The 24,152-nt window shown below is 71.7% G+C and carries 25 protein-coding genes; 14 read left to right on the top strand and 11 right to left on the bottom strand.

Features of this window, described 5'->3' with window-relative positions:
• The first annotated feature begins 97 nt into the window (after positions 1 to 97).
• Complete coding sequence (locus AB0N90_RS11335) at positions 98 to 487, top strand: hypothetical protein (protein WP_365195083.1); 390 nt, start codon at positions 98 to 100, stop codon at positions 485 to 487.
• Positions 488 to 681: 194 nt separating this feature from the next.
• Positions 682 to 2,472 (top strand): glycoside hydrolase family 3 protein, encoded by a 1,791-nt coding sequence (locus tag AB0N90_RS11340; RefSeq protein WP_365195783.1) that lies wholly within the window; start codon positions 682 to 684, stop codon positions 2,470 to 2,472.
• A 14-nt stretch (positions 2,473 to 2,486) separates the two neighbouring features.
• Here the strand turns inward: AB0N90_RS11340 and AB0N90_RS11345 are convergent, their stop codons facing one another.
• The gene (locus AB0N90_RS11345; protein WP_365195085.1) at positions 2,487 to 3,296 is read right to left on the bottom strand and encodes a sugar phosphate isomerase/epimerase family protein; all 810 of its coding nucleotides are present in this window, start codon (positions 3,294 to 3,296) and stop codon (positions 2,487 to 2,489) included.
• 186 nt (positions 3,297 to 3,482) lie between these two features.
• Here AB0N90_RS11345 and AB0N90_RS11350 point away from each other — a divergent pair, with 186 nt between their 5' ends.
• Positions 3,483 to 4,910, top strand: a complete 1,428-nt coding sequence (locus AB0N90_RS11350; protein ID WP_365195087.1) for an alkaline phosphatase family protein — start codon at positions 3,483 to 3,485, stop codon at positions 4,908 to 4,910.
• A gap of 160 nt (positions 4,911 to 5,070) precedes the next feature.
• Positions 5,071 to 6,210 (top strand): hypothetical protein, encoded by a 1,140-nt coding sequence (locus AB0N90_RS11355; RefSeq protein WP_365195090.1) that lies wholly within the window; start codon positions 5,071 to 5,073, stop codon positions 6,208 to 6,210.
• 523 nt (positions 6,211 to 6,733) lie between these two features.
• On the opposite strand, the gene AB0N90_RS11360 is transcribed toward AB0N90_RS11355, so the two are convergent.
• Positions 6,734 to 7,780 (bottom strand): LacI family DNA-binding transcriptional regulator, encoded by a 1,047-nt coding sequence (locus AB0N90_RS11360; RefSeq protein ID WP_365195092.1) that lies wholly within the window; start codon positions 7,778 to 7,780, stop codon positions 6,734 to 6,736.
• Positions 7,781 to 8,039: 259 nt separating this feature from the next.
• Between AB0N90_RS11360 and AB0N90_RS11365 the strand changes: the two genes are divergently transcribed.
• The 3 genes from AB0N90_RS11365 to AB0N90_RS11375 are packed head-to-tail and all read left to right on the top strand — an operon-like array spanning position 8,040 to position 11,175.
• Positions 8,040 to 9,194: a Gfo/Idh/MocA family oxidoreductase gene (locus AB0N90_RS11365; RefSeq protein WP_365195095.1), complete on the top strand. Its 1,155-nt coding sequence runs from the start codon at positions 8,040 to 8,042 to the stop codon at positions 9,192 to 9,194.
• On the top strand, positions 9,191 to 10,342 hold the full coding sequence (locus AB0N90_RS11370) for a dihydrodipicolinate synthase family protein (protein WP_365195098.1): 1,152 nt from the start codon (positions 9,191 to 9,193) through the stop codon (positions 10,340 to 10,342). The genes AB0N90_RS11365 and AB0N90_RS11370 overlap by 4 nt, the downstream gene beginning before the upstream one ends.
• Before the next feature lie 35 nt (positions 10,343 to 10,377).
• Entirely contained in the window at positions 10,378 to 11,175 is a 798-nt protein-coding gene (locus AB0N90_RS11375) for a sugar phosphate isomerase/epimerase family protein (RefSeq protein WP_365195786.1), read from the top strand.
• Between the two features lie 33 nt (positions 11,176 to 11,208).
• Here the strand turns inward: AB0N90_RS11375 and AB0N90_RS11380 are convergent, their stop codons facing one another.
• Positions 11,209 to 11,712 carry a MarR family transcriptional regulator gene (locus tag AB0N90_RS11380; protein WP_346078974.1) on the bottom strand — a complete coding sequence of 168 codons (504 nt, stop codon included), beginning with the start codon at positions 11,710 to 11,712 and terminating at the stop codon, positions 11,209 to 11,211.
• A 38-nt stretch (positions 11,713 to 11,750) separates the two neighbouring features.
• Here AB0N90_RS11380 and AB0N90_RS11385 point away from each other — a divergent pair, with 38 nt between their 5' ends.
• Together AB0N90_RS11385 and AB0N90_RS11390 are read left to right on the top strand one after the other, a co-directional pair.
• Positions 11,751 to 12,701, top strand: coding sequence for a DMT family transporter (locus AB0N90_RS11385; RefSeq protein WP_365195101.1), 951 nt, complete (start codon positions 11,751 to 11,753; stop codon positions 12,699 to 12,701).
• Positions 12,698 to 13,387 (top strand): SDR family NAD(P)-dependent oxidoreductase, encoded by a 690-nt coding sequence (locus tag AB0N90_RS11390; RefSeq protein WP_365195103.1) that lies wholly within the window; start codon positions 12,698 to 12,700, stop codon positions 13,385 to 13,387. The genes AB0N90_RS11385 and AB0N90_RS11390 overlap by 4 nt, the downstream gene beginning before the upstream one ends.
• A gap of 49 nt (positions 13,388 to 13,436) precedes the next feature.
• Here AB0N90_RS11390 and AB0N90_RS11395 read toward each other — a convergent pair whose 3' ends face one another.
• A complete protein-coding gene (locus AB0N90_RS11395) occupies positions 13,437 to 13,646 on the bottom strand; it encodes a DUF397 domain-containing protein (RefSeq protein WP_365195105.1) in 210 nt (69 codons plus the stop codon).
• Complete coding sequence (locus AB0N90_RS11400) at positions 13,633 to 14,457, bottom strand: helix-turn-helix transcriptional regulator (protein ID WP_365195108.1); 825 nt, start codon at positions 14,455 to 14,457, stop codon at positions 13,633 to 13,635. The genes AB0N90_RS11395 and AB0N90_RS11400 overlap by 14 nt, the downstream gene beginning before the upstream one ends.
• Positions 14,458 to 14,577: 120 nt before the next feature.
• Between AB0N90_RS11400 and AB0N90_RS11405 the strand changes: the two genes are divergently transcribed.
• Genes AB0N90_RS11405 through AB0N90_RS11425 form a run of 5 tightly spaced genes read left to right on the top strand, consistent with a single transcriptional unit; the run spans position 14,578 to position 17,220 of the window.
• Positions 14,578 to 14,769, top strand: coding sequence for a hypothetical protein (locus tag AB0N90_RS11405; RefSeq protein WP_256638385.1), 192 nt, complete (start codon positions 14,578 to 14,580; stop codon positions 14,767 to 14,769).
• Positions 14,766 to 15,062 carry a hypothetical protein gene (locus AB0N90_RS11410; protein WP_085564825.1) on the top strand — a complete coding sequence of 99 codons (297 nt, stop codon included), beginning with the start codon at positions 14,766 to 14,768 and terminating at the stop codon, positions 15,060 to 15,062. Before AB0N90_RS11405 ends, AB0N90_RS11410 begins: the two co-directional genes overlap by 4 nt.
• Before the next feature lie 4 nt (positions 15,063 to 15,066).
• Positions 15,067 to 15,549 (top strand): hypothetical protein, encoded by a 483-nt coding sequence (locus AB0N90_RS11415; protein ID WP_365195111.1) that lies wholly within the window; start codon positions 15,067 to 15,069, stop codon positions 15,547 to 15,549.
• Positions 15,550 to 15,568: 19 nt separating this feature from the next.
• On the top strand, positions 15,569 to 15,961 hold the full coding sequence (locus AB0N90_RS11420) for a YciI family protein (protein ID WP_365195113.1): 393 nt from the start codon (positions 15,569 to 15,571) through the stop codon (positions 15,959 to 15,961).
• A complete protein-coding gene (locus AB0N90_RS11425; RefSeq protein ID WP_365195116.1) occupies positions 15,958 to 17,220 on the top strand; it encodes a DUF6596 domain-containing protein in 1,263 nt (420 codons plus the stop codon). Before AB0N90_RS11420 ends, AB0N90_RS11425 begins: the two co-directional genes overlap by 4 nt.
• Here AB0N90_RS11425 and AB0N90_RS11430 read toward each other — a convergent pair.
• The 6 genes from AB0N90_RS11430 to AB0N90_RS11455 all read right to left on the bottom strand — a co-directional run bounded on the left by AB0N90_RS11430 (position 17,171) and on the right by AB0N90_RS11455 (position 24,031).
• Positions 17,171 to 17,983 (bottom strand): hypothetical protein, encoded by an 813-nt coding sequence (locus AB0N90_RS11430; protein ID WP_365195118.1) that lies wholly within the window; start codon positions 17,981 to 17,983, stop codon positions 17,171 to 17,173. The two genes, AB0N90_RS11425 and AB0N90_RS11430, sit on opposite strands and share 50 nt — an antisense overlap.
• 82 nt (positions 17,984 to 18,065) lie before the next feature.
• A complete protein-coding gene (rbsD, locus tag AB0N90_RS11435) occupies positions 18,066 to 18,446 on the bottom strand; it encodes a D-ribose pyranase (RefSeq protein WP_365195120.1) in 381 nt (126 codons plus the stop codon).
• Positions 18,443 to 19,342, bottom strand: a complete 900-nt coding sequence (locus tag AB0N90_RS11440) for a ribokinase (RefSeq protein ID WP_365195123.1) — start codon at positions 19,340 to 19,342, stop codon at positions 18,443 to 18,445. Before AB0N90_RS11440 ends, rbsD begins: the two co-directional genes overlap by 4 nt.
• A 159-nt stretch (positions 19,343 to 19,501) precedes the next feature.
• On the bottom strand, positions 19,502 to 21,451 hold the full coding sequence (locus AB0N90_RS11445; protein ID WP_365195126.1) for a substrate-binding domain-containing protein: 1,950 nt from the start codon (positions 21,449 to 21,451) through the stop codon (positions 19,502 to 19,504).
• On the bottom strand, positions 21,441 to 22,982 hold the full coding sequence (locus AB0N90_RS11450) for a sugar ABC transporter ATP-binding protein (protein ID WP_365195128.1): 1,542 nt from the start codon (positions 22,980 to 22,982) through the stop codon (positions 21,441 to 21,443). The genes AB0N90_RS11445 and AB0N90_RS11450 overlap by 11 nt, the downstream gene beginning before the upstream one ends.
• Positions 22,979 to 24,031 carry a LacI family DNA-binding transcriptional regulator gene (locus AB0N90_RS11455; protein WP_365195131.1) on the bottom strand — a complete coding sequence of 351 codons (1,053 nt, stop codon included), beginning with the start codon at positions 24,029 to 24,031 and terminating at the stop codon, positions 22,979 to 22,981. The genes AB0N90_RS11450 and AB0N90_RS11455 overlap by 4 nt, the downstream gene beginning before the upstream one ends.
• Positions 24,032 to 24,152: the final 121 nt, after the last annotated feature.

Below are 24,152 nucleotides of genomic sequence, written 5' to 3' on the forward strand. Positions count from 1 at the left end.
GGATGACGATCGTGCAACCATCCGGCATACCCCCTGCGTCGTACATGCGTACGGCCGCCGGGGGACGGCCTGGACGCGTTTCAGGGAGGACGAACACGTGGAAAGTGGTGCGATACGCCGGCGTCTCACGCTCGGTCCGGTCCTGCTGGCCGCGGCCGGACTGCTGGCCTTCGCGGCCTCCGGCACCGCACAGGCGGCGCCCAGCAGCTGCTCGGGGGAACAGGTCAGAACCCTCTCCTTCGCCTCCGGCGTCACCCGCGTCTACCAGCAGGGCGACTACGTCTGCGCCATGACCCTCGCCCGCAGCCCCGGCACCGTCCGCGCGATGTCGGTCAGCGTCCAGGCCCGCGGCAGCCGCCCGGCCAAGGACACCGGCCGGTATCTGCACCATGCCGGGCCGGTGACCGTGCACGCCGGGCACCGCTGTGTCCGGATCAGCGGCGCGGTCGGCCAGAACGGCGTCAGCTCGGGCTGGATCCTCTGCTGAACCGCCGCCCGCGTCGACACGCTGGCCGCTGTGCGCTCCCTTGACGGAAAGAAACTTCCCGGATATTGGTGACTCCTTGGAAGTTTCCTTCAGCAGTTCTCCTCTGGGAAGGAGCGCACGTGCCCGACACCAGCACGGGAAGCGACACCAGCAAGAGAGGCACAGGAAACACCGGGGGCGGGGGCGGCGCCCGGCTGTCCCGGCGTACCGTCCTCGCCGCGGGGGCCGGGATCACCGCCGCGCTGACCGTGCCCACCACGGCCCGCGCCGCCACCCCCGACGAGCGCCGTCTCAAGGCCCTGATCTCCCGGATGTCGCTCCAGGAGAAGGTCGGCCAGCTCTTCGTGATGCGGGTCTACGGCGCCTCCGCCACCGCCCCCGACCAGACCGACATCGACACCAATCTGAGCGAGCTGGGCGTGCGCACCGCGGCCGAGCTGATCCAGAAGTACCGGGTCGGCGGGATCATCTACTTCACCTGGGCCCACAACACCCAGAACCCGTACCAGATCGCGGAGTTGTCCAACGGCATCCAGAAGGCGTCCCTGGGCCAGCCGCGCGGCCTGCCGATGCTGATCGCCACCGACCAGGAGCACGGCGCGGTCTGCCGGGTGGGCGAGCCCGCCACGCTCTTCCCCGGCGCGATGGCGATCGGGGCGGGCGGGTCCGCGGCCGACGCGCGCACCGTCGGCCGGATCTCGGGCACCGAACTGCGCGCCCTCGGCATCAACCAGGACTACTCGCCCGACGCCGATGTGAACGTCAACCCGGCCAACCCGGTGATCGGGGTGCGCTCCTTCGGCGCCGACCCGGCGGCGGTCGCGGAGCTGGTCGCGGCCGAGGTGAAGGGCTATCAGTCGGCTCACGTCGCCGCCACCGCCAAGCACTTCCCGGGGCACGGGGACACCGCGGTCGACAGCCACTACGGCTTCCCGGTCATCACCCACAGCCGGGAGCTGTGGGAGAAGCTGGACGCGGTGCCGTTCCGGTCGGCGATCGCGGCGGGCATCGACTCGATCATGACCGCGCACATCGAGTTCCCGGCCCTGGACGACTCCGGCGACCCGGCCACCCTCTCCGAGCCCATCCTCACCGGCATCCTGCGCGGCGAACTGGGTTATGACGGCGTGGTGATCACCGACTCCCTCGGCATGGAGGGCGTGCGCACCAAGTACGGCGACGACCGGGTGCCGGTGCTCGCGCTGAAGGCCGGCGTGGACCAGCTGCTCAACCCGCCGTCCATCGACACGGCCTGGAACGCGGTCCTGACGGCCGTCCAGGACGGCGAGCTGACCGAGGCCCGCCTCGACGAATCGATCCTGCGCATCCTGCGGCTGAAGTCCCGGCTCGGCCTCTTCGACGGCGTCCACGTCGACCGCAAGGGCGTGGACCACGCGGTGGGCACCAAGTCCCATCTGGCCACCGCCGACCGCATCGCCGAGCGCACGACGACCCTGCTGGTCAACGAGGGCGGCACCCTGCCCCTGAACCGCCATACCCAGCCCCGCCTCCTGGTGGTCGGCGCCGACCCGGACTCCCCGTCCGGTACGACGGGCCCGCCGACCGGCGTCCTGGCCGCCGCCCTCACCGAGGCGGGCTTCACCGCCACCGCGCTGCCGACCGGCACCAGCCCGTCCGCGGCGGCCATCGACCAGGCGGTGGCCGCCGCCCAGGACGCGGACGCGGTGGTGGTCGGCACCTACAACGTGACGGCGAACAGCTCCCAACGCACCCTGGTGGACCGCCTGCTGGCGACCGGCAAGCCCGTGGTGGCGCTCGCCGTGCGCAACCCGTACGACATCGCCCAACTCCCCGGTGTCCGGGCCTGCCTGGCGTCGTACTGCTGGACCGACGTCGAACTCCGGGCCGCCGCGAAGGTGATCGCGGGCCGCGTCAAGCCGCGCGGCAAGCTCCCGGTACCGGTGCAGCGGGCCGACGACCCGACGAAGATCCTTTACCCGATCGGCCACGGCCTGACCTACTGAGGGGACCGTACGGGCTACGCCGCCTCGCCGAGCAGTCGTACGAGGTGATCGCGGCCCGCGGCGAGCAGGCCGGGCAGCGGGGCGGCCTGCTCGTACCACCGTTTCTCGTACTCCCAGCACAGCCAGCCGTCCCAGCCGCCCCGGCTCAGCACCTCCACGCACTCGGTGAGCGGCAGCACGCCCGCGCCGAGCGGCAGCGGGGTGGTGTCCTCGGCCGAAGCGATGTCCTTGACCTGCACATATCCCAGCTGCGGGGCGAGCGCCGCATACGTCTGCGCGGGCTGCTCGCCGCCCAGCCAGGTGTGCATCACATCCCACAGCGCCCCCACCTGCCGATGCCCCACCGGGCCCAGCACCCGGATGGCGTCGGCGCCGGTGCGGTGCGAGTCATGGGTCTCCAGCAGAATCCGCACCCCGAGCGCGGACGCGTCCTCGGCGGCGGTCCCGAGCCGCCGGGCCGCGATCGCGTCGGCCTGCGCACGGGCGGTCTCCCCGCCACCGGTGTCTGCCCCGGGAAAGACCCGGACGAAGGGCGCGCCGAGATCATGGGCGAGCCGCAGCAGCCCGCGCAGCTCGTCGAGCACCGCCGCGTCGTCACCGGGCGCGGCGACCCGCGCGTACCCGGCCACGCACAGCGGTTCGATGCCGGAGCCGTGGAACAGCGCGGCGACATCGGCGCGTTCGGCGGGGGAGAGGCCGGGGTGGACCGGTTCCTCGGGATGGGCGCGCAGTTCGACTCCGTGGTAGCCGTGCTCGGACGCGAGCGCCAGGACGTCCGGGACGGGCAGGCCGGGGACACCGAGAGTGGAGAACGCCAGCTTCATGCCCCGGGACCTTACTCGACGCGCCGGGTGCCCAGCTCGTCTCGGCATAAGCCGCAATGTCATGACTTCCCTAAAGGGACCCCAGGTGTTGGCCGGGTTTTCACCACCGAGCTCTGCCACGCCGATCGGCGTGGGTAGAGAGTGTCTGCTGGTCTGGTCCACGAGAACCCTCAAGAAGGGCAATTCATGGCAGAGTTGACTCGACGCAGACTCCTGGGTTCGGCTGCCGGTGTGGTGGGCGGTGCCGCCGCCCTCTCCCTCCTGCCGCCCAGCGTGCAGAAGGCGGTGGCCGCCGAACCGCCCCGGCACGGCTCCCTGCACGAGATCGAGCACGTCGTCCTGCTGATGCAGGAGAACCGGTCCTTCGACCACTACTTCGGCACGCTCTCCGGTGTGCGCGGCTTCGCCGACCCGCACGCGCGGCGGCTCGACACCGGGCGCAACGTCTTCTACCAGCCGGACGCCGAGAACCCGAAGGGCTATCTGCTGCCCTTCCACCTCGACACCCACAAGTCCAGCGCCCAGGCCATCCCGTCCACCAGCCACGCCTGGTCCGTGCAGCACCAGGCGTGGAACGGCGGCAAGATGGACCAGTGGCTGCCCGCCCACCGCAAGGCCGACGGTGTCAACGGCCCCTATGTCATGGGGTACTACACGCGCGAGGACATCCCGTTCCAGTTCGCGCTCGCGGAGACCTTCACCGTCTGCGACAACTACTTCTGCTCGGTCCTCGGCCCCACCTGGCCCAACCGCCTGATGTGGATGTCCGGTTCGATCGACCCCGGCGGCACCCAGGGCGGCCCGATCATCAGCAACACGGCCCCGACGCCGTACCGCTGGACGTCGTACGCCGAGCGGCTCCAGGCGGCCGGGGTCAGCTGGAAGGTCTACCAGCAGGACGACGACTACGGCTGCAACCTGCTGGAGCAGTTCGCCGCCTTCAAGAACGCCCAGCCCGGCTCCGACCTCTATGAGCGCGGGGTACGGCCGCAGCCGGCGGGCACCTTCGAGGACGACGCCCGCAACGACCGGCTGCCGGCGGTGAGCTGGATCATGCCGACCAGCTACCAGTCGGAGCACCCGGACTATCTGCCCGCCGCGGGCGCGGACTTCGTCGCGTCGAAGATCGAGGCCATCGCCGCCAACCCGAAGGTGTGGCGCAAGACGGCCTTCATCCTCAACTACGACGAGAACGACGGCCTCTTCGACCACGTCGTCCCGCCCACCCCGCCCGCCGGGACCAAGGACGAGTTCATCGGCGGCCTCCCGATCGGCGGCGGCTTCCGGGTCCCGGCCATCATCATCTCCCCCTGGACCGTGGGCGGCTGGGTCGCCACCGAGGCCTTCGACCACACCTCGGCCCTGCAGTTCCTGGAGCGCTTCACCGGGGTCGAGGAGCCCAATGTGACCGACTGGCGGCGCGCCACCTTCGGCGACCTCACCAGCGCCTTCCGCTTCTCCCGGAGCAGCACGCGCGCGCCCCGGCTGCCCGATGACACGGCGGAGCAGCTCAAGAAGGCGCAGGAGGAGGTGGCGACGCTGCCCGCGCCGCGGCTGCCCGACGGGAACCAGACGTTCCCGCACCAGGAACGAGGGCACCGGCCGCAGGTGTAAGGGGCAGGCAGGCGGCGGGTAGGCCCATCGGGTGAGGCGGCACGGGCTGTCGGTGTCGTGGATCGTCCGGGGACTCCCATCGGGACAAAGTGTGACCAACTGATCGCAGCCGGCCGCACTCAGTGCCTGCTCGGCACCCGATGGGAGTCCTTCGTTGCGCTTGAACAGACTGACTGCGTATGTGACGGCGGTCCTGACCGCGGGCGCGTCCGTGCTCTGCCTGGCGCCGTCCGCCCAGGCTGCCACCCAGCGCGTCACCGCCGCCGACCTGGGCCCCGCCGGCCCCTGGCTCCGCCTCCAGGACCAGGGCCCCTCGACCAACCCGCCCGGTGTCCAGGAGGTGTCGCCCTTCGCCGATCCCGTCCACTGGAACGGCAGCCTGCACCTGGCCATCGGCCCCGGCCAGCAGTCGCAGGCCGCGCACTACTACACGGCGGGGGTCCAGCTGAGCACCGTCCTCGCCTCGGAGATCTCCTACGACTCCTACGTGGACAGCGCGCACACGACGACGACCGGCACCGGGCCCAATCTCCAGCTGCCGATGTTCTGCAACGGCGCCTTCACCACGCTCAGCTTCCAGCCCCAGCTGGCCACGGACGCCGAAGGGCGGCACGGGGTCGTCCCGGACATCTGGCAGCACTGGGACTCGGGCCCCTCGGGCATCTGGCGCACCTCGCGTGCGGTCGCGAGCTTCCCCGCCGGTGGCGACGCGCCGCTGAGCGACTTCGCCGCCGCGTGCACCGGTGACACCAGCGGGGTGATCGGGCTGATCGGCAACGTCGGCAGCCTCGGCGACACGACCGCGTCGCTGGACACCTACGTGGACAACCTGACGGTGAACGGCACCACCTACGACTTCGCCGTCGACGGCACGGCCACCGCGCAGGTCGACCTCCACACCACGGCCACCGGGGTCGCCGGTACGGCCGTCTTCCACAGCCCCGCCGACGGGCCGGAGTTCGCCGACCCGGGCGCCCGCCTGCTGATCAGCGCGAGCACCAACCCCGCGCCAGGAGACGTCCAGGTGACGATCGACGGCATCCCGGCGACCGTCACCAGCGAGGGCGGCCACCTGGTGGCCCAGCTCCCCCAGCCCCTCGCCGACCGCCTGCTCCCCGGCGGCACCCTCACCGTCCCCTTCACCATCACCCTCCCCGGCGGAACCGGTGGCGGCTACGGCTACGGCTACGGGGGCGGCGGCAACCACAACACCGTGACCGTCACCGCCCAACTCCTGGCCCGCGGCTACCAGCCCCTCCAGCCGACGAACGTCAGCGCCGAGGACTCGATCACCTTCTGATCACCCCCGACACACAGCCGGCCGCCACCGATCCCTGGTGGCGGCCGGTCCGGCCGCGACCGGGACTTTCGCCCCGGCCCGCACGCGTGAAGACCCGGCGTGCCTGCGAGAAGCCACCCACGAACCCCGGCACCACGCCGACGGCCGCCGACCAGCCCGCCCCCATCGACGCCCTACGGCCTGCCGAGGGCTGCGCCGCGCGATGCCGGTCCGCCCTCTGCCGGTCCGCGCCGCCCCCTGCCGGTCCGCGCCGCCCTCTGCCGGTTCGCGTCGCCCCGGTTCGCGGCCTGCCGGTCCGCGCCGCTCCGGATGGGCACCCCGGCCCGCCCACTCCGGCGGCGGGGCCCGCCTGCCCGCCTGATCGTCGTTCCGTCTCGCCCGTGTCCCTGTCCGGCCGCCGGTCGGCCGGTGCTCGTGGTGGTGCGCCGGTCGTCCCTGGACCGCCGCTCACCTCGGCGGCGCCACGCCCGCCCTCCGGGCCGCCGTTCCGCCCCGTCGGCGCCCGCCCCGGTCGCCCGCCCCCTCAGTCCCGTGCCACCCCCGTCGACCCCCGCACCACCAGCTCCCCCCGTACCTCGCCGATCCCCCCGGCCGGGGCCTCCTCGCGGCCCATGGCGATGCGGCCGGCGCGGGCGCCCGCCTCGGTCAGGGGGAGGCGGAGGGTCGTCAGGCCGGGGGCGACGTCCAGGGCCACCGGGAGGTCGTCGAAGCCGGTGACGGACACGTCCTCGGGGATGCGCAGGCCAGAGTCCCGCAGGGCGGCGCAGGCCCCCGCCGCGACGGAGTCGTTCGCGGCGACCAGAGCCGTCAACGACGCGTCGCGGCGCAGGAGTTCACGCGCGCCCTCGTAGCCGGAGCGCCGGTCGAACGGCCCGTGGACGATCCGGCGCGGATCCTCCTCGATGCCCGCCGCGGCCAGCGCGGCGCGATGCCCTTCCAGGCGGTGCCGGGTCGTCGACCGGTCCTCGGGCCCGGCGAGGTACCCGAGCCGCCGATGCCCGAGCCCCACCAGATGCTCCGTCACCGCCCGCGCCCCGCCGAGGTTGCCGAAGGTGAGCGCGACCGCCCGTGCGTCCGGCACCGGGGGCCGGCCGCACAGCACCACCCGCGTCCCGCCCTCCCCGAGCTTGCGCAGCTTCGCCGCGACCGCCGCCGCGTGCGGCGCGTCCACCACCGCACCGCCGGTCAGCACGACCGCCGCCGCCCGCTGCCGTTGCAGCAGCGTCAGATACTTCAGCTCCTGCTCCGGCGAGCCCCCGGTGTTGCAGACCACCGCGAGCCGCTCACCGCCCGCCCGCCCCCCGGTGCCCCCGATCTCCGCCTGGATCGCGCTCGCCATGATCCCGAAGAAGGGGTCGGCGATGTCGTTGACGAGGATGCCGACCAGGTCGGACGTGGCGGCGGCCAGCGCGCTCGCGGGGCCGTTGAGGACGTAGTCCAGCTCGTCCACCGCCCGCAGCACCCGCTCCCGGGTCGGCGCCGCCACCGGATAGTTGCCGTTCAGCACCCGCGACACCGTCGCGGGGGAGACCTGGGCGCGCGCGGCCACGTCCGCCAGGGTCACGGTCATCTCGTCGTCCTCCGGTCGCGCATCTCGTGGTCTCGTCAGGCCAGGTAGACGGCCTGAACAGGGCTTCGGTTCCCGCGCCCCACCGGCGCCCCGCCCGCTCGGACCGGGCCCGGAACCCGGACAGGTCTTGTGCCGACCGCCGTCCTGAGGCTAGCTTCCTCCCCTGTAGAAAGCGCTTTCTATGACGATTGTCGCAGCGGACACACGGCGCACAGCGCCACAGAAGAGGACCCGAAGAGGGCCCGTGGAGGGGACCGACGTGACACGCGAGACGACGGTGCGCATCGCCATGAACGGCGTGACCGGGCGCATGGGCCACCGCCAGCATCTGCTGCGCTCGATCCTCGCCCTGCGCGAGCAGGGCGGCCTCGACCTCGGCGACGGCACCGTGCTGCGCCCGGAGCCGATCCTGCTCGGCCGCCGCGAGCACGCGCTGCGGGAGATCGCCGACCGGCACGGCCTGGAGCACGTCTGCACCGACCTGGACGCCGTGCTCGCCGACCCGTCCGTCGACATCTACTTCGACGCGCAGGTCACCGCCGCCCGCGAGGGGGCGATCAGGAAGGCGATCGCCGCGGGCAAGCACATCTACACCGAGAAGCCGACCGCCACCGGCCTGGACGGCGCCCTCGAACTCGCCCGCCTGGCACGGGAGAAGGGCGTCCGCCACGGCGTCGTCCAGGACAAGCTGTTCCTGCCGGGCCTGCTGAAGCTGAAGCGGCTCGTCGACGCCGGCTTCTTCGGCCGGATCCTGTCGGTGCGCGGCGAATTCGGCTACTGGGTCTTCGAGGGCGACTGGCAGGACGCCCAGCGCCCCTCCTGGAACTACCGTGCGCAGGACGGCGGCGGCATCGTCGTCGACATGTTCCCGCACTGGGAGTACGTGCTGCACGAACTGTTCGGCCGCGTCACCTCCGTCCAGGCCCTCACCGCCACCCACATCCCACGGCGCTGGGACGAGCACGGAAAGCCGTACGACGCGACGGCCGACGACGCCGCGTACGGCGTCTTCGAGCTCGACGGCGGCGCGATCGCGCAGATCAACTCCTCCTGGGCGGTGCGCGTCCACCGCGACGAACTGGTCGAGTTCCAGGTCGACGGCACGGAGGGCTCAGCGGTGGCGGGCCTGCGCAACTGCCGGATCCAGCACCGCGGTACGACCCCCAAGCCCGTCTGGAACCCGGACATCCCGGCCACCGAGCCGTTCCGCGCGCAGTGGCAGGAGGTCCCGGACAACGGGGAGTTCGACAACGGCTTCAAGGCGCAGTGGGAGCTGTTCCTGCGGCATGTGTACGCCGACGCGCCGTACCGCTGGGACCTGCTGGCCGGCGCCCGTGGCGTCCAACTCGCCGAACTGGGACTGAAGTCGGCGGCGGAGGGCCGCCGCATCGCGGTACCGGAGATCACGCTGTGACCATTCGACTCCCCTCCTCCGACGGCACCTTGCGCACGTACGACCCGCGCCCCGAGCCCTTCCGGCCGTCCTCCGGCACGGCCTTCACCTCCCGTACGGTCTTCTCCGCGGCCCATGTCGTCGCCGACCCGTACGCGGACGTCTCGCCCGACTCGCCCGCCGCCTTCGACTGGGACGCGACCCTCGCCTTCCGCCGCCATCTGTGGGCGCAGGGCCTCGGGGTCGCCGAGGCGATGGACACCGCGCAGCGCGGGATGGGCCTGGACTGGGCGGGGGCCGCCGAGCTGATCCGGCGCAGCGCGGCCGAGGCGAAGGCGGTCGGCGGGCGCATCGCCTGCGGGGTCGGCACCGACCAGCTCACCGGCGGGAGTCTCATGGACATCCGCGCGGCCTACGAGGAACAGCTCGCGGTCGTGGCGGAGTCGGGCGCCCAGCCGATCCTGATGGCCTCGCGCGCCCTGGCCGCGAGCGCCACCGGGCCCGAGGACTACCAGGAGATCTACGGCCATCTGCTCCGCCAGTCCGCCGAGCCGGTCGTGCTGCACTGGCTGGGCCCGATGTTCGACCCGGCGTTGGAGGGCTACTGGGGTTCGGCCGACCTGGACACCGCCACCGAGGTGTTCCTCGCCGTGATCGCGGCCCACCCGGACAAGGTCGACGGCATCAAGATCTCCCTCCTGGACGCGGGGCGGGAGATCGCCCTGCGCCGCCGTCTCCCGGCGGGCGTGCGCTGCTACACCGGCGACGACTTCCACTACCCCGAGCTGATCGCGGGCGACGAGCGGGGCTTCAGCCATGCCCTGCTCGGCATCTTCGACCCGCTCGCCCCGCTGGCGGCGGAGGCGGTACGACACCTCGACACGGGGGACGTGTCCGGCTTCCGCCAACTCCTCGATCCCACCGTGGAGTTGTCCCGCCACCTCTTCCAGACCCCCACCCGCTTCTACAAGACCGGCGTCGTCCTCCTCGCCTGGCTGGCCGGCCATCAGTCGCACTTCTCCATGCTGGGCGGCCTCCAGTCGGCCCGCTCCCTCCCGCACCTGGCCCGCGCCTACGAACTCGCCGACGGATTGGGCCTGTTCCCGGACCCGGGGCTCGCCGAGAGCCGCATGAAGACCCTTCTCACCCTGTACGGAGTCCAGCAGTGACCGGTGGCGCGCTCGACCGCTTCTCCCTCAACCAGATGACGGTGAAGCAGCTGTCCCTGCCCGAACTGGTCGCCGCTTGCGGTGAGTTCGGCATCGGAAAGGTGGGCCTGTGGCGCGAGCCGGTCCAGGCGTACGGCGTCCCGGAGACGGCCGCGCTGGTCCGGTCGGCGGGTCTTGAGGTGACCACGCTGTGCCGGGGCGGGTTCCTCACCGCGATCGACCCCGGTGAGCGGGCCGCCGCCCTGGCCGACAACCGGCGCGCGGTGGAGGAGGCGGCGGCGCTCGGCACCGACACCCTGGTCCTGGTCTCCGGCGGCCTCCCCGCGGGCAGCAAGGATCTGGGCGCGGCCCGCGGACGCATCGCCGACGCCCTCGCCGAACTGGCCCCCTACGCCGGGTCCCATGGCGTCCGCCTCGCCATCGAGCCCCTGCACCCGATGTTCGCCGCCGACCGCTGCGTGGTCTCGACGCTGGCCCAGGCCCTCGACCTCGCGGAACGCTTCCCCGCGCACCAGGTGGGGGTGACCGTGGACACGTACCACATCTGGTGGGACGACCAGGCTCCGGCGCAGGTCGCCCGCGCGGGCGCGGGGGGCCGTATCCACGCCTTCCAACTCGCCGACTGGACAACCCCGTTGCCCGCAGGCGTCCTCAACGGCCGGGGCCAGATCGGCGACGGCGCGATCGACATGCGGGAGTGGCGGGGCCACGTCGAGACGGCGGGCTACACCGGCCCGATCGAGGTCGAGCTGTTCAACGACGCGTTGTGGGCACGGGACGGCCGGGAGGTGCTGAAGGAGACGGCGGCGCGCTTTCTGGAGCACGCCGTCTGAGGGGGCCCGCACGCGCCGCGCCCCCTCGGGTCCTCACGCCGGTGGCTCGACGCGGGCCAGCCACGCGGTGAGCAGGGTTTCCAGGCGTGCGGCCTCGTCGGCGCTGAGATCGTCGAGGATCCGGCGTTCATTGCTCATGTGGTCGGCGAAGGCCCGGTCGATCAGCTCCCGGCCCGCCGGGGTGAGCGCGACCACGCGTCCCCGGCCGTCCGCGGCGGACCGGCGACGCGTGACCAGCCCGTCCCGCTCCAGCCGGTCGATGCGTTTGGTCATCGCCCCCGTGGTCACCATGGTGAACGCGGCCAGCTCGCCCGGGGCGCGCTCGAAGGGGTCCCCGGCCCTGCGGAGCGCCGCCAGGACGTCGAACTCTCCCTCGCTCAATCCGTAGCGCCGGTAGACCAGACACAGCTGCTCGGTCAGGAATCCGGCGAGGCGATGAAGCCTGCCGATCACACCCTGGGGACTCACATCCACGTCCGGACGCTCGCGCGCCCACTCGGCCTGGATACGGGCGACGTGATCCTCGTAGTCGTGCACGGTTCCATCGTAGCTTCCCTGGAAGCTATATTCCTTCCATGGAAGCTACCCTGCGATGGACCCTGCTGACGGCGGTCGCTCCGGTCGCTTGGGGGACGAACTACTTCGTCACCCACGAATACCTCCCCACCGGCCACCCGTTCTACGGCGCGGCGATCAGGGCCCTGCCCGCGGGAGTGCTGCTGCTGGCGCTGCGCCGGCAGTTGCCCCGCGGGTCGTGGTGGTGGAAGTCCCTGGTGCTCGGCACCCTCAACATGGGGTCCTTCTTCGCCCTGGTCTATCTCGCGGCCCAGCTGCTGCCGACGAGCATCGCCGCGACCGTCATGGCGGGCTCACCGGTGGCCCTGATGCTGCTCGCCTGGGCCGTGATCGCGGAGCGCCCCCGGGGCCTCCCGCTGCTGGGCGGCGGCATCGGTGTCGCGGGCGTGTGCCTGATGCTGCTCACCGGCACGGTCACCCTGGACGCGCTCGGGCTTCTGGCGTCGGTCACGGCGATGGTGACGTCCTCCTTCGGCTATGTCCTCGCCAAGCGGTGGAGCGCCCAGGCCGATGTCCTCGCCTCGACGTCCTGGCAGCTCATCGCCGGAGGCCTGGTCGTGCTTCCGCCGGCCCTCCTGTACGAAGGGGCACCGCCGCACCTCGACGGGCGCGCGATCCTCGCCTTCGCCTATGTCACCGTCGTCGCGACCGCGGTCGCCTTCGCCGCCTGGTTCACCGGGCTGCGCCGTCTTCCGGCGGCCGCGGTCGGCCTGGTCGGACTGCTGAACCCGGTCACCGGGGTGCTGCTCGGCACGGTCATCGCCCATGAGCCCCTCACCTGGCGGCAGATATGCGGGCTGGTCCTCGTCCTGCTCGGGATCGTGCTCGGGCAGCCCCTCGCCGCCACGGCCGCCGCCCGCATCCGGTCCCGGTCGACCGGTGCGGACTCACACCGGTGCCGTAAACCAGTGGTCGATCGTGTCATCCCGAAGGGAAGCTGTGATCCATGACGACAACTCTGATCACCGGAGCCAACAAGGGTCTCGGCCATGAGACCGCCCGCCGGCTGATCGCCGCGGGCCACACCGTCTATGTGGGAGCGCGCGACATCGAGCGGGGCAGGGCGGCCGCGGCCGGGCTCGGCGCGCGGTTCGTGCAGCTCGACGTCACCGACGACGCGTCGGTCGCCGCGGCGGCGGCCACCATCGAGGCCGAGGGCGGCCTGGACGTCCTGGTCAACAACGCCGGGATCGAGGTGCGCTCCCCGGAGGGCGAGATCATCGGCGCGGCGGACCTGACCGCCGATGTGATGCGGGAGGTGTTCGAGACCAACGTCTTCGGCGTGGTCCGGGTGACCCACGCCTTCCTGCCGCTGCTGGAGCGCTCCGCCGCGCCGGTCGTGGTCAACGTCAGCAGCAGCCTGGCCTCGCTGGCCGAGGGCGGAAAGGGCTACCCGGGGGTCGCCTACCCGGCCTCCAAGACCACGGTCAACATGCTCACCGTGCAGTACGCCAAGGCGTTCCCGCGGCTGCGGATCAACTCCGTGGAGCCCGGCTACACCGCGACGGACCTGAACCAGCACGCGGGCATGCAGACCGTCGAACAGGGCGCCGAGATCATCGTCCGGATGGCCCAGGTGAGCCCGGACGGCCCGACCGGCGGCTACTTCGACGCGTCGGGCCCCTTGCGCTGGTAGTCCGCTCGTGCCGGGCGGGTCATCTGGATCCGCCCGGCACGTGCGTTTTTCAGCCCTTGAGAGCACCGACGAACGCCGTCCAGCTGTCTGCGGAGAAGAGCAGTGCCGGGCCGGAGGTGTTCTTGCTGTCGCGGACAGGGACGGTGGCGTGACCGCGAGCTACCTCTAGGCAGTCGCCCTGGCTGCCGCCGCTGTAGCTGGACTTGAACCACCCGGTGAGGGCGGACGAGTCGGAGACGGTGTGCTCACTGCTGACCATGTACGTGTTCCTCCGCTGCCGCTCTGACGAGGGCAAGTGACTCCTGTTGCGACAACGCGTCGCTCAGGGCGAGAGCGTAGGCGGTCTGACTGGCCGCCACCAGCGCCGGATCATCCATCAAGTGACCAGTGAGGAAGCCCTCGACGTAGGCCACCGGGGCGGAGTCGGCAAAGCTCATGAGCGTGAGGTAACTCTCCATGAGCGCGTGCGCTCCCGCGTCGTGCGGCAGTACATGCAGGCGCAGCCGTCCCGTCTCGGCCATGTCCGCGACCTTGTGCAGTTGCTCGGCCATGACCTGCGGCCCGCCCACGCGCCGCCGCAGGACCGCCTCGTCGAGCAACGTCCAGACGACAGGGCGTGCCGACGCATCGAGGATCCGGCGGCGTTTCGTTCGAGTGACAACCGCCTCGTCAAGTTTCTCGGCGGTGTGGTTCGGACTGTAGGCGCGGAAGAGAGCGCGGGCGTATTCGTCGGTCTGGAGCACGCCCGGAACCAGTGAGAGCGCGAACTGCTGAATCAGTTCGGCCTGTTCTTCGAGCTCGGCCACGGGCGCGAAGTAGTCGATGTACTTCGACTCCAGGTCTTCCAGCCACCGCTCGAAGAACCCGTCCGTACCCAGCGCCCGATCGATCCGCCGTGCGTCGTCGGGTTTAGGCAGCCGTCTGCCCGACTCGTAATGGCTGATCAACGTCGGCGAGCACACGATCTGCTCGCTCAGTTCTTCCTGGGTGAGTCCGGCTGACAATCGCCGCAGCCTCAACTCCTCCCCGTACTTCTCGCGCGGTGTCCGTGGTCTGCGGTCAACGCTCATCCGGCTAACTCCCTTGCTGACAAGCGCAAATGTCAACCCCCCACCTCTAGAAAGCGTAGCCACTGCCACCCCACGCTGTGACCAATTCGCCACACACCGCACACGAATGGGCAGGTTGGCATGACGAAACTCCTCGCCTGGTTGGTCGAGCTGTTGCTTCACGGACGGCGCCGCCGCAGGCCGGTGTACCCGCCGTACTCCTGCCCCTACGTCGGCGCGGCCACGACCTACCACCGCGGCCAAGCCCCCCTCCGTGGCGAGGACAGCCGACTCGTCCGCCCCTACCTCGACCTCGTGGAGGTCTACGCATGAACGAACGTCTGCTTCCCTGGACCGGTTCCGAGGAGAAGCCCTGCTACCTCATCGGGGACGGCGACGGGTACGTCTCCCGGATCGCCGACCAGGTCGAGGGCGTACAACTCGGCATGGCGGGCAGCCTGCTGGACCACACCGCCGAACTCCTCTCGGGTGAGGGGCTGACCAAGGAAGAACTGCACTACCTGGTCCGGCGCCTCATCGAGTCCCTGAGGGAGATCAAGCGGATCGCGGAGAGCAGGGGAGCACGGCTGGCCGGAGCGGCCGAGCGGCCGATCGTGGAGACTTGACCGGATGATCACGATATCGACCCGCCGTCGTACCGCCGCGCTCACCGTCCCGCTGATGCTCGGCGCCGTCCTGACCGGCTGTGCCGACAAGCACCTGGACTACCTGACGGACTACTCGAACCACCGCCCCCTGCGGGTCACCGGCTACCCGAGCACCGACAGCCTGGAAGCCGTCCAGCAGGTCGTCTGGCGGCTGGCCGACGGGGACGTCGACGGTCTCGCCGCCCTGAACGCCGAAGGCGGTGATTCGCGGCCCGCGGCCCGTGCCTGGATCAAGGAGTACGGCAAGGCGGCCCGCGGCGAGGTGTCGGCCGACTTCGAGGAGGACTTCGCCGCACAGCAACTGGTCGTCCTCCACTTCACCGGCCCGGGTCGCACCGAGATGATCACGGTGCGACCCGGTCCGCACGACACCTGGGGAATCGTGCTTGTGAATCCCGAGCCGAAGGATGTCAAGAAATCCGGCGCCGCTCCGACTACACGGTGAAGGACCCCCGCAGGGGTCCGTGAACCACGAGGAGTACGACATGCAGTTCCTGATCTGCCTGCACATCAACCCCGCCGTCCTGGACGCGCTGACCGACGACGAGAAGACGGCGGTCCAGGAGGGGCACGGGAAGTTCATCGAGACGCTGAAGGAGTCCGGCGAACTGCTCACCACGCAGGCGCTCGCCGACCCGTCGCAGTCCGCCGTCGTCACCGTGCGCGGCGGGAGGACGGTCGTCACCGACGGCCCCTTCCTGGAGGCCAAGGAGCACCTGGGCGGCTTCTACCTGGTCGACTGCGAGGACCGGGAGCGGGCGATCGAGCTGGCCGCGCTGATCCCGGACGCCGGGATCGAGGGCCTGGGCGTCGAGGTGCGCCAGGTGATGTTCGCCTGCGGACAATTGGAGGCATGAGCACACCCAGCCCGGCACCGGACGCCGAGGGCCTGCTGCGCGACCTCGCGCCGCGCGTCCTCGGCACGCTGGTCCGCAGGAACGGCCGGTTCGAGGACTGCGAGGACGCCGTACAGGAAGCCGTCCTCGCCGCCACCACCCAGTGGCCGGCCGAGGGCGTGCCCGGCAATCCGCGCGGCTGGCTGACCACCGTCGCCGCCCGCCGCCTCGCCGATCAGGCGCGCAGTGATCTCGCCCGGCGGGAGCGGGAGGCCGCGACCGCCGCGGAGGTCGGCCCCGGCGAGGTGCCGGACACCGACGACACGCTGCTCCTGCTGTTCCTGTGCTGCCATCCGACGCTGACCCCGGCCTCCCAGACCGCCCTGACCCTGCGCGCCGTCGGCGGTCTGACCACGGCCGAGATCGCCGGTGCCTTCCTGGTGCCGGAGGCCACGATGGCGGCCCGGATCAGCCGGGCCAAGCAGCGGGTCAGGGCGGCGGGCAGCACCTTCGGGGCCCCGGAAGGACCGGAACTCAAGGAGCGGCTGCCGGTCGTCCTGCACGTCCTGTACCTGATCTTCAACGAGGGGTACACCGCTTCCTCCGGCGACCGTCTGGACCGCCCCGACCTCGCCCACGAGGCCGTCCGGCTCACCCGGGCCGTGCACACCCAGCTCCCCGAGGACGGCGAGGTCACCGGGCTGCTCGCCCTGATGCTGCTGACCGAGGCCCGGCGCCCGGCCCGTACCACCCCCTCCGGCGACCTGGTGCCGCTGGCGGAACAGGACCGTACGACCTGGGACCGCACCCTGATCGAGGAGGGCACCGCGCTGGTCAGAACGGCCCTCGCCGGACCGGCCCTCGGCCCCTATCTGCTCCAGGCCGCCATCGCCGCAACCCACGCCGACGCGGCCAAGGCCGAGGAAACCAACTGGGCGCAGGTGCACGCCCTTTACCTCATCCTGGAACGGATCGCGCCCAACCCGATGGTCACTCTCAACCGCGCCATCGCCCTCGCCGAGACCGAGGGCCCCGAGGCCGGGCTCACCCTCCTCGCCACCCTGGACGGCGACGACCGCATGGCCCGCCACCACCGGCTGCTGTCCGTCCGGGCGCACCTGCTGGAACGCGCCGGTGACATCCAGGGGGCGTACGACCACTACCGGCGCGCCGCCAAGGCCACGGCCGGCCTCGCCGAACAGCGGTACCTCCAGGCACGGGCGGCCCGGCTCAGCGGCGGGGCATCCGGCGGTACGGACGGCCCCGGAAGAAGAGGATGACGAAGGTGATCGCGGCGATGAAGCAGATCATCAGGCCGAAGGCCAGCAGGGCGAACCCCGCCTCGCTGATGCCCGGCGTGTCGGTCACCGTGGCCATGCCCGCGGCGGTCCGCTCCCTGCGCTCGTGGTCGGGATGGTCCGCGATGTAGAGGAGCTGCCCCGCGATCGCGAGCACGCACAGCGCCGCCCAGGCGAGCAACCAGCCGCCCACCCTGCCCCACCAGGGGATCCGCGGGCGCAGGGCGACCTGCTGCGGGCAGCGGGCCAGCAGCACCCGCCCCAGGTCCCCGGCGTACGCGGCGAGCCCGTCCGTGCGCAGCCGACGGCCGTCGTCGAAGGCGATCTCCACGCGGTAGCCGTTGCCCAGCCGGGTCGCGAGGCGGTTCACGGCATTGCCCTCGATGTGAAGGGCGGTGACGCGGTCCCACGTCCAGCCGTCGGCGCCCCGCCGCGAGCCGTGGACCAGGCCCAGCTCCCGCACCTCGAAGTACTCCCCGGGCGCGCCGCGCAGCGCCCGCCAGATCTGGACCGCCGCGATCCATACGGCGCCCAGCGCGAGACCGATCAGCAGCCCGATCGCGCGGTTGCCGCCGGCGGACCCCCCGCTGGTGGTGAAGGCGCTCCACACCCCGAGCCAGCCCGCCGGGACGGCAACGACCAGGGCCCAGGCGGCGTTCACCCACCGCTTGCGGTGGTCGACCGGATGCCGGCTGAGCACCGGACCGAGCCGGTCGAGAGCGCTCGCCCCCTCGATAGCAGTCACCGGCCAAGTCAAACACCGCCGGTACGGATGCTCAACACCCGTTTCCGTCAGTGGAATTGACCGCCCCCCCTCGGCGCGTCCCCTAGAAGAACACCCCGCACCGCAGCAGCACATTGGCGTACGGGCTCGCCTCGCCGGTGCGCACGATCAGCCGCGCCCCCGCCGACAACTCCTTGAGCCGCTCGTGCGGGACGAAGTCCAGGTGGGCGAACTGCCGCTCCACCAGGTCGAGATGGGCGCCGCGCAGCTCCTCCGCGACCGTGGCGCCCTCCAGGACCAGCTCGTCCACCAGACCGGCGAAGACCTCGGCGAAGGACGGCACACCGGCCCGGAAGGCCAGGTCCACCACGCGCGGACCGCTGGGGATCGGCATGCCCGCGTCGCACACCAGCACCTCGTCCCCGTGCCCCAACTCGGCCAGCGCGCCCGCCAGATGGCGGTTCAGGATGCCCGACTTCTTCACAGTTGCTCGACCTCCTCGGCCGTCGGGTACGACTCCTGCGCCCCCGCCCTCGTCACGGCCGCCGCGCCGACCCGGGCCGCGTAGCCCGCCGCCTCGGCGAGGGCCGCGCCCGCGCCCAGCCTCCAGGCCAGGGCGGCCGTGAAGGCGTCGCCCGCGCCCGTGGTGTCCACCGCGTCGACCTTCACCGACGCCACCCGGGCCGCGCCCGAGCCGTCGTACACCAGCGCGCCCTCGGCGCCGAGCGTGACCACGACCGAGCGCGGGCCCATCGCCAGCAGCCCGCGCGCCCAGTCCTCGGGCTCCGCCCCGGCGTCCTCGCCGAGGATCACCCGCGCCTCGTGCTCGTTGACGATCAACGGGTCGCAGGCCGCCAGCACCTCGGCGGGCAGCGGGCGCGGCGGGGAGGGGTTGAGCACGAACCGGGTGCCGGACGGCAGGTTCCGTACGACCTTCACGACCGTCTCCAGCGGGATCTCCAGCTGGGCCGAGACCACCCGGGAGGCGCGCAGCAGGCCCTCGGCCGCCCGGACGTCCGCAGGGGTGAGCCGGGCGTTGGCGCCGGGCGACACCACGATGCTGTTGTCCCCGGACGGGTCGACGGTGATCAGCGCGACCCCGGTCGGCGCCCCGCCTTCGAGCACGCCCGACGGGTCGACCCCGGCCGAGCGCAGGGAGTCGAGCAGCAGCCGGCCGTGGCCGTCCTCGCCGACGCGCGCCAGCAGCGCCGTACGGGCGCCCAGCCGGGCCGCGGCGACCGCCTGATTGGCGCCCTTGCCGCCCGGGTGCGTGGACAGGTCCCCGCCGAGCACCGTCTCACCGGCGGCCGGCCGCCGCTCGACCCCGATCACCAGGTCGGCGTTGGCCGAACCCACGACCAACAGGTCGTAGTCGTACATCAGTTGACTCCCATGAACCCTTTGAATCCGATGCGTCCGCTGAATCCGATGCGTCCGCGAACCCGGGGAACGAGCCGGGGCGGACGGTCGCCCCCAGGGTGCCCCGAGGGTGCCCCCATGGTGTACGACCGCCCGCCCGAGCCTTCCCCGCCCGCTCCGTCAGCCGGTGAACCCGGCCACGTTGTCCTTCGTGACCACCTTGACCGGCACCTTCACCGTCTGCTCCACCTTCTTGCCCTGGGACGCCTTGAGCGCGTTGTCCACGGCGATCCGGCCGAGCTGGGTCGGCTGCTGCGCGACGGAGGCGTACAGCGTGCCCGCCTTGACCGCGTTCAGGCCGTCCGGGGTGCCGTCGAAGCCGACCACCGGCACCGATGTACCGGCCTTGGAACCCAGCGCCTTGATCGCGCCGAGCGCCATCTCGTCGTTGGCGGCGATGACGCCCTGCACGTCCGGGTGGGCCTGGAGCAGGTTCGACATCACATCGAGGCCCTTGGTGCGGTCGAAGTCGGCGGGCTGCTGGGCGACCACCTTGATGCCCGGGTACGCCTTCAGCCCGTTGGCGAAGCCCTGCGCACGCTCCCGTGCCGCCGAGGTGCCCGCCTGACCCTGGAGGATCACGATCTTGCCCTTGCCGCCCAGCTTCTCGGCGATCGTCTTGGCCGCCTGCTCGCCACCGGCGATGTTGTCCGAGGCCACCAGGGTGTCCACGGCGGCCTTGTTGACCCCGCGGTCGACCGCGATCACCGGGATCTTCGCCTTGTCGGCGGCCTTGACCGAGTTGCTCGCCGCGTCCGAGTCCACGGGGTTGACGATGATCGCGTCAAGACTCGAACTGGTGAAGTTCTGGAGCTGGTTGGCCTGCTGGGAGGCGTCGTTCTGCGCGTCGGTGACCGTCAGGTCCACGCCCAGCTTCTTCGCCTCGGCCTGCGCGCCGGAGCGGACGCCCACGAAGAACGGGTTGTTGAGGGTCGACAGCGACAGCCCCACCTTCGGGTTCGCCGCGGCCGAGGAGCCGTTGTGCAGGAAGGAGGTCGCGCCGACGATCGCCACCGTCACCACGGCCGCGAGCCCGTACGTCGCCGCCTGCCTGCCCTTGTTGCCGCCGCCACCAGAGGTCACCGGGGTGGCACCCGCCTTGCGGCGCACCGTGTCGAGCAGCACCGCCAGCGCGATGACGACACCGATCACGACCTGCTGCCAGAACGCGGAGACGTTCAGCAGGTTCAGGCCGTTGCGCAGCACCGCGAGGATCAGCGCGCCGACCAGGGTGCCGGACGCCTTGCCGGTGCCGCCCGCGAGCGAGGCACCGCCGATGACGACCGCCGCGATCGCGTCCAGCTCATAGCCGTCGGCGGCCTGCGGCTGCGCGGAGGACAGCCGGGAGGCCAGCACGATGCCCGCCACCGCCGCGAACACACCGGACAGGGCGTAGATCGCGAGCTTCTGCTTCTTGACCCGCAGGCCGGACAGGCGCGCGGCCTCCTCGTTGCCGCCGATCGCGTACATGGAGCGGCCGATGTAGGTGCGGCCGAGCACGAACGCGGCCAGCAGCCCCATCACGATCATCACCAGGACCGGCACCGGCAGCCAGTCGCCGAGCGTGTCACCGAGGTGCGAGACCGAGTCCGGGAACGGGATCGGCACACCACCGGAGATCACCAGCGAAAGACCGCGCCCCACCGACAGCATCGCGAGCGTCGCGATGAACGGCGGCAGCTTGCCGTAGGCGATGAGGAAACCGTTCACCAGACCGGCCGCGACACCCGTGGCCACCGCCAGGACGACGGCCAGCGCGACCGGCACCCCGTGCTGGGTGGCGCTCCACGCCAGCACCGTCGCCGACAGCGCGGCCACCGAGCCGACCGACAGGTCGATGCCCGCGGCCACGATCACGAAGGTGACACCGAAGGCCAGGATCGCCGTCACGGCCGCCTGGACACCGATGTTCAGCAGGTTGTCCGTCGTCAGGAAGTCACCGGACAGCGCCGACAGGGCGATGACCAGGACGATCAGCGCGGTCAGCGCGCCGTTGTCGAGCAGCAGCCGGCGCAGGCCGCCCGGGGCGCCACTCGCTCCCGTCGTGCTCTTGAGCGTGTCAGTGGCCACGGGTGGCCTCCTTCGCGGTGGTGTCGTTCGTGTTGCCGGTGGTGGGGGTGGATACGGCGAGCGCCATCACGGCGTCCTGGGTGGCCTCGTCGGCCGCGAGTTCTCCGGCGATCCGGCCCTGGGCCATCACCAGCACCCGGTCGCTCATGCCGAGCACCTCGGGCAGATCGCTGGAGATCATCAGTACGGCGGCACCGGCGGCCGTCAGCTCGTTGATCAGCTGGTAGATCTCGACCTTGGCGCCGACGTCGATACCGCGCGTCGGCTCGTCGAGGATCAGCACCTTGGTGTCGGCCAGCAGCCACTTGCCGATGACGACCTTCTGCTGGTTGCCGCCGGACAGCGTGCGCACATGCTGACCGAGCCCGGCCATCCGCACCCCCAGCTGACCGGCGATCCGCTCCGCCGACACGTGCTGCGCCTTGCGGTCGACCAGTCCGGCACGGGTCGCCGCCCGCATGGTCACCAGGCCCAGGTTCTCCTCGACCGAGGCGTCCAGCACCAGGCCCTGCCCCTTGCGGTCCTCGGGCACGAGCCCGATCCCGGCCGCCATCGCGGCGTTCACATCGGAGCGCCGCAGCGCGCTGCCGCCGACCTTCACGGCCCCGTCGTCGTACGGGTCCGCGCCGAACACGGCCCGTACGACCTCGGTCCGCCCGGCGCCCACCAGCCCGGCGATGCCGACGACCTCACCGGCGTGCACCTCGAAGCTCACATCGTGGAAGACGCCGTTGCGGGTCAGCCCCTCGACGCTGAGCAACGCGGCGCCCTTGTCGGGGCGTTGACGCGGATACTGCTGCTCGATGGAGCGCCCGACCATGAGCCGTACCAGCTCGTCCTCGGGGGTGGCGGCGGGCACCTGGCCCACACTCTTCCCGTCCCGGATGACGGTGACCCGGTCGCCCAGGGCGGCGATCTCGTCGAGGTGGTGCGTGATGAAGACGATCCCCACGCCGTCCGCCCGCAGCTGCCGCACGATGGCGAAGAGCTTGTCGACCTCCTCCGAGGTCAGCACGGCGGTCGGCTCGTCCATGATGAGCACCCGCGCGTCCAGGCTGAGCGCCTTGGCGATCTCCACCATCTGGAGCCGGGCGATGCCCAGTTCCCGCACCCGGGCCCGGGGCGAGACCTGCACGCCGACCCGCTCCAGGAGCTTCGCGGCCTCGGCCTCCATCCGCTTCCGGTCGATCATCCCGAGGCGGCGCGGCTGCCGGCCCAGGAAGATGTTCTCGGCGACGGTCAGGTCCGGAACCAGGTTGAACTCCTGGTAGATGGTGGCGATCCCGAGCCGCTCGGAGTCCTGCGCACCATGGATGCGGGTCTCCTGACCGCCGACGAGGATCCGCCCGCCGTCGGGCGTATAGGCACCGGAGAGCATCTTGATGAGCGTGCTCTTGCCGGCGCCGTTCTCACCGAGCAGCACATGCACCTCGCCCCGGCGCAGGTCGAAGTCGACACCGTCGAGCGCGACCACGCCGGGAAAGGTCTTGCGTATGCCCTCGATGCGCAGCAACTCGTCCGGGTTGCTCACGTCGTGCTCCTTTGCACTGGGGGGAGGGACGGGGTGGGGATGACGCGGGCCGTCTCCGGCGCCTCACCGCAGGAGCGGCGTACGACCAGCCGGGCGGCGAGGGTGACGGACGCGGCCGGCCGCCCCTCGATCCGGTCGACCAGGGCGCGTACGGCGGCCCGGCCCAACTCGCCGGTGGGCTGGGCGATCGCGGTGACCGGGGGATCGGTGTGCACGAACCACGGGATGTCGTCGAACGCGGCGAGCGCGATGTCGTCCGGCACCCGCAGCCCGCGCGCCCGGACGGCGTCCAGGGCGCCGAGCGCCATCAGGTTGTCCGCCGCGAAGACGGCGTCCGGCGGCTCGGGAAGATCGAGGAACCCCTCGGTGACCCGGCGCCCGCTGGCGGCCTGGAAGTCGCCCTGGCCGATGTAGACATCGGGCAGCGGAAGCCCGTACTCGGCCAGCGCGGCGCGGAACGCCTCGACGCGCTCGCTGCCGGTGGTGGTCGCGGCGGGCCCCGCGATGATCGCGACCCGCCGGTGTCCGAGGGCGTGCAGATGCGCGACCAGGTCCTGTACGGCGGCCCGTCCGTCGGCGCGTACGACCGGGACGTCGACGCCGGGGATCCAGCGGTCCACGAACACCATGGGGGTACCGGCGCGGGCGGCGTCCAGCATCAGCGGGGAGCCGCCGTCGGTGGGGGAGACGAGAAGGCCGTCGATCCGCCGATCGAGCAGGTTCCGTACGTGGTGGTCCTGGAGATCGGGCCGCTCGTCGGCGTTCCCGATGATGACGCTGTACCCGAGCGCCCGCGCCTCCTCCTCCACCGAGCGGGCCAGCTCGGTGAAGTAGGGGTTCAGCACATCGCTGATCACGAGGCCGAGGGTGTGGGTCTGGTCGGTGCGCAGCGAACGCGCCACGGCGTTCGGGCGGTACCCCAGCGACTCCACGGCGGCCAGCACCCGGGCACGGGCGTCCGCACTCACGGACGGATGCGCGTTCAGCACCCGCGAAACCGTCGCGACGGACACGCCCGCCACCGCGGCAACATCCTTGATGCTCGCCACCTCCGGCCCACCTCCTTGTGAACTCGTGACGCTTGGAATCGATTACATCGAGACGCGAAATGATTGGAATCGATTACATGGGCGGTGACAAGGGGGTGGGGATGGCCGAAACGGAATCGTG

Origin of the sequence: Streptomyces sp. NPDC093018 (genome assembly GCF_040684035.1) — a bacterium.
Taxonomy (GTDB): Bacteria; Actinomycetota; Actinomycetes; order Streptomycetales; family Streptomycetaceae; genus Streptomyces; species Streptomyces murinus.